Source organism: Candidatus Symbiopectobacterium sp., from assembly GCF_020054415.1.
In the GTDB taxonomy this organism is placed as follows: domain Bacteria; phylum Pseudomonadota; class Gammaproteobacteria; order Enterobacterales; family Enterobacteriaceae; genus Symbiopectobacterium.
In genome coordinates this window covers 1-4,538 of the sequence record NZ_JAHWCO010000072.1, presented here as the reverse complement: position 1 = coordinate 4,538, position 4,538 = coordinate 1, and the positions used below count along the sequence as shown (strand labels likewise).

At 48.3% G+C, this 4,538-nt stretch carries 4 protein-coding genes; 2 read left to right on the top strand and 2 right to left on the bottom strand.

The features are described from left to right. The first annotated feature begins 312 nt into the window (after positions 1-312). Together QZ506_RS02410 and QZ506_RS02405 are read left to right on the top strand one after the other, a co-directional pair. The gene (locus tag QZ506_RS02410) at positions 313-666 is read left to right on the top strand and encodes a hypothetical protein (RefSeq protein WP_291968798.1); all 354 of its coding nucleotides are present in this window, start codon (positions 313-315) and stop codon (positions 664-666) included. 15 nt (positions 667-681) lie between these two features. Continuing rightward, positions 682-2,235 carry a hypothetical protein gene (locus QZ506_RS02405; RefSeq protein ID WP_291968796.1) on the top strand — a complete coding sequence of 518 codons (1,554 nt, stop codon included), beginning with the start codon at positions 682-684 and terminating at the stop codon, positions 2,233-2,235. A gap of 527 nt (positions 2,236-2,762) precedes the next feature. Here QZ506_RS02405 and QZ506_RS02400 read toward each other — a convergent pair. Continuing rightward, a complete protein-coding gene (locus QZ506_RS02400) occupies positions 2,763-4,202 on the bottom strand; it encodes a glycoside hydrolase family 1 protein (protein ID WP_291968794.1) in 1,440 nt (479 codons plus the stop codon). 206 nt (positions 4,203-4,408) lie between these two features. Continuing rightward, a partial coding sequence (locus QZ506_RS02395; RefSeq protein WP_291968800.1) for an ATP-binding protein occupies positions 4,409-4,538 on the bottom strand: 130 nt, incomplete at its 5' end.

Here is a 4,538-nt window from a genome sequence, read left to right as displayed (position 1 = left end):
GCTGCTTGAGGGCCTTGTTATAAGAGGGCCAGTTGGTGATTTTAAAATTTTGTTTTGCCATGGAGACCTGATTTTGAAACAACTGTGGTGATCTGCTCCGATGATTACCCAAAAGTTCTATTTATTCAACAAAGCCGTTTTTATTTAGACAAAACAGCCGAATACTTTTCATTTCTCGTTCGATATTTCCCTTTTTAGTACTAAACGCAAGTTAAACGATATGTCATTGATCGTATAAATTGCTACGCAAGAAATGAACAAATAATACAATTTTATGCCGAAGGTAAGAAATCTGTATTAAAAGGAATCGAAATGAATATTAAGTTTACATTATTGTTTGCCACACTTCTGCTTTCTGGTTGTACGACGCAATGGGTGAAAAGCAGCGTAAAAGCTGAGGATTTCACTATCTCGAAAGGTGCCTGTGAAACCCTGAGCAAAGAAAAATTCCCTGTGAAAAATGAAGTGGCGCAGCAAACGCAATATACGTCCTACTATTTGCCGTGTTGGAAAAATGGCAACTGTCAAAATGAAGAATATATCATAGGGAAACGACCAGAAACACAAAGTTATGTGGTGGATGTTAATAGTGGTAGCAGCCAGGCCCTTTTCAATCAGTGCATGAAATTGAGGGGATGGACATCGGAAACGAAATGGTTCCAATAAGGATGGTAATGTAAAATGAATACCATAAATAACTTGCAACGTTTTGTTTTTATAATTATGTCGTTATGCTTAAGCTCCGCGTTTGCCATGGCATCACCGCCGCCAGTACCGGAACAGGCTCCGGCACCGAGTGATGTTGTGATGAGTGAAGGGCAAGTGAAACTTAACCAGGGTCTCCTTAATTATCGTGCCAAAGCGGGCGCATTAGCACTGAATACGGACGATCCCGATGAACCGATCGCGACCTTGTCCTACGTGGCCTACTTTAAGTCGGTGGAGAAGACGGCGAAGCCGGAGAATCGGCCGATCACGTTTATCTATAACGGCGGACCGGGCTCTTCTTCCGTGTGGCTGCATATGGGAGGTTTAGGGCCAAAGCGGGTGGTCACCAGCACGCCGGATAAACCCGTATTGCCGCCTTATCCGGTTATCGATAATGCCTATTCTCTGCTTGATGTCAGCGATCTGGTCTTTATCGATGCGCCGGGCACCGGATTTGGTCAGTTTATCAGCAATGCGGCCAATGTTCAGGAGCGGCAGGCGCAGAAGCGTCAAAAGGAGAATGACACCTACAGCATTAATGGAGACGCACACGCGTTTGCGCAATTTATCACGCAGTTTCTGAGCCGTTATCAGCGCTGGAATGCGCCGCGTTACCTGCTTGGTGAGAGTTACGGTACGACGCGTACGGTGGCGCTGGCAAACCGGCTGAAGGTTCAGCACAACGTCGATGTCAACGGTATTATTTTGCTGTCGCAGTATTTGAGCAAGGATATTGATATCGATCGTCCTGAATCCAACCCCGGCATCGATCAGCCCTATTACCTAGCGTTGCCAACCTATGCGGCAATCGCCCATTACTATCAGCATTCGGCAAACGTCGCAGAAAATCTGGATCATTTTCTGACTGAGGTTGAACAGTTTTCCCTTGGTCCTTATGCACAGGCGTTGGCTCAGGGAAGTCTCCTGCCAGAATCGCAGAAAGCAGAGCTTGCTGAGCAACTTGCCTGCTACACCGGTATACCTGCGCGGGAATGGGTTAAGGCTGATTTGCGCGTTTCAGGCCCGCTGTTTGTTAAACAACTGCTGACAGTGCAGGGCGATACGGTCAGCCGTACTGACGGCCGTTATCGAGGCGCCTCGCTGGATAAAATGGCTGCGCGGAGCGATTACGATCCGGTTATGACTATCGGCTCTGGGTTTATTTCCGCGTACCGCGACTATCTGGCAAAAGCATTGAACGTGAATACGGTGCAAGATTATGTTTCTGACTCGAATGCCATTTACTATTGGAATATGACGCCAGAAAACCGTTCTTTCAATCTACTGCCTGCATTGTCCGAAACCATGAAAATGAATCCGCGCATGAAAGTGATGGTGCTCGGGGGGATCTACGATCTGGCGACGCCTTACTTTGTCGCGCAATATCACCTCAATCACCTCTCTTTGCCTGAAAAACTGCGCGCTAATCTGCAATTTAATCGGTATGAGTCGGGGCATTTGCCCTATCTTGATGAAAAATCGCTGCAACAGTTACATCAGGATCTGCGTAACTTTATTGCGGGATAGTTCAGCAGATTGTTTGAAAATGGCGACAGAAGCCCTGTTTATATGTCTCCATCTAGAGACATATAAGCGATTGAAATAAAATATTAAAAAATAAAACACAACCTTGTGTCTCTATTCGGAGACAGTTGGGTTATTCATGCTTGGCGCAAGCTATCGGCCAGGAGGATGGTTTGAGAAATCGATGCGTTTTAAATTATATATTTTTCAATCAATTAGGTTGATTTATTTTTTTTGTTTTCAATACCACGACGATCTGGCACGGTTCATGCTAGTATAACCCCGTAGATGCTCATTCCGCCTTCTATGTTTGCTTCGGCTTCATAATCCTGGGAATGACGCAGAGCCGTTTACAGGTGCCTATCGTCCACCTCCAGATGACGTTGTGATTAGCCGTTTTCACTGCATTTCACGACACCATCGGGCTTTTCGGACATTACGTTGAGTGAGGCACTCTACTGTAGTCTTTTATGACCTGATCTTATTCAACGCTTGCCGTTTATTGGCAAGCGTTTTTTTTTGCGCCATTTTTAGGGCGTGAGATCTTCGCCGTGGGTGGCAATGACCTTTTGATACCATGCGAAGGATTTTTTCTTGTGGCGATCGCCGCTGCCAGAAAGAGTGTCATCGAGATCGACATAAATAAAGCCATAGCGCTTGGACATTTCGCCCGTCGACATGCTGACCAGATCGATACAGCCCCAAGGGGTATAGCCCATCAGTGTCACACCGTCAGCAATGGCATCAGCCATCGCCTCAATATGCTGGCGCAGATAATTGATGCGGTAATCGTCCGCCACGTAGAGGTTGCTGTCGGGTTTATCGATCGCCCCTAATCCGTTTTCGACCAAAAATAGGGGCTTACCGTATCGGTCATAGAGCTGGTTCAGCGCGATGCGCAGGCCGGTTGGGTCGATCTCCCATCCCCATTCGCTGGCCTCGAGAAACGGGTTGCGCGTGCCCCTGAGTAAATTGCCTTCGGTGTCTTCACCCTCCGCGTGGGTTTCATTCACGGTGGTCGACATGTAGTAGCTGAAACCGATATAATCGACGGTATGATTTGCCAGCAGTTCAAGATCGCCGGGTTCGATCGCTAAAGTGACACCGAGCGAGTCCCACAATCGTTGCGCATAGTAGGGGTATTTGCCGTTGGCTTGCACATCGGCGCAATAGAAATTGAAGGACTGCGTGCGTTGCATGGCCGCCAACTGATTAACCGGGTTGCTGTCGTAGGCGTAGGTGGTGGCATAAATAATCATGCAGCCCATCTGGATGTTCGGATTGACTTCGCGGGCAATTTTTGTTGCCAGACTGCTGGCGACAAACTGGTGATGCCATGCCTGAAATTTCGCCTGTGCGTCCCGGGCTCCGGTTTTGACGACGAGCCCCTGGCTCATGATCGGAAAATGCGCCGCGCTGTTGATCTCGTTGAAGGTCATCCAATATTTGACCTTGTGCCCGAAACGCTCAAGCACCGTGCGAGAAAAACGCTCGAAAAAACAGACCAGTGCGCGGTTTTTCCAGCCGCCATAGACGGTGGCCAGATGCAGCGGCAGTTCGTAGTGATAAATCGTGATAACCGGTTCAATGCCGTGGGCGAGACAGGTATCAATTACCGCATTGTAGTGTGCCAGACCTGCTTCATTGGGCGTTTGTTCCACACCGTTAGGGTAGATACGGGTCCAGGCAATGGAAAAACGGTAACACTTGAAGCCCATTTCAGCGAACAGCGCGATATCTTCCTTGAAACGGTGATAATGGTCGATGCCCTTGTGGTTAGGGTAAATATAACGCGCGGTATCCAGAGAAAAATCGAAGGATTCGGACGCAACGATGGCTAATCGTGCTTTGCCGCCTGGGAGGGTGTCCACAATCGACAGTCCCTTGCCCGCTTCATCGTATGCGCCTTCTACCTGATTGGCGGCGGTGGCTCCGCCCCAAAGGAATGCGGGAGGAAATCGTGTACTCATAGGCTGCTCCTTTTGTTATTCAAAATGAAACCTGTTTCATTTATACCCGTCATACTTCAAGCTGCGTGTGCGTTGGCAACACTCGTTATTCGTCCCATCCCTAGGCCCACTGCATATTCGCATGCGATCGATCATCGATTCGCACCTAAGGTCGATCACTTTTTCGCATCGTATCGATCATCCGGGAACCTGACTTTTTTATCGTTTTAGCGTGTTTCTTCTGCGCTTTCCACTACCGGGCTATTTTTCCTTAATGATTCTCCCTTAAGCTCCAGTCTGTGGGCGTTGTGGATCAGCCGATCCAGGAAGGCATCGGCCGCCGTAGGGTTTTCCATC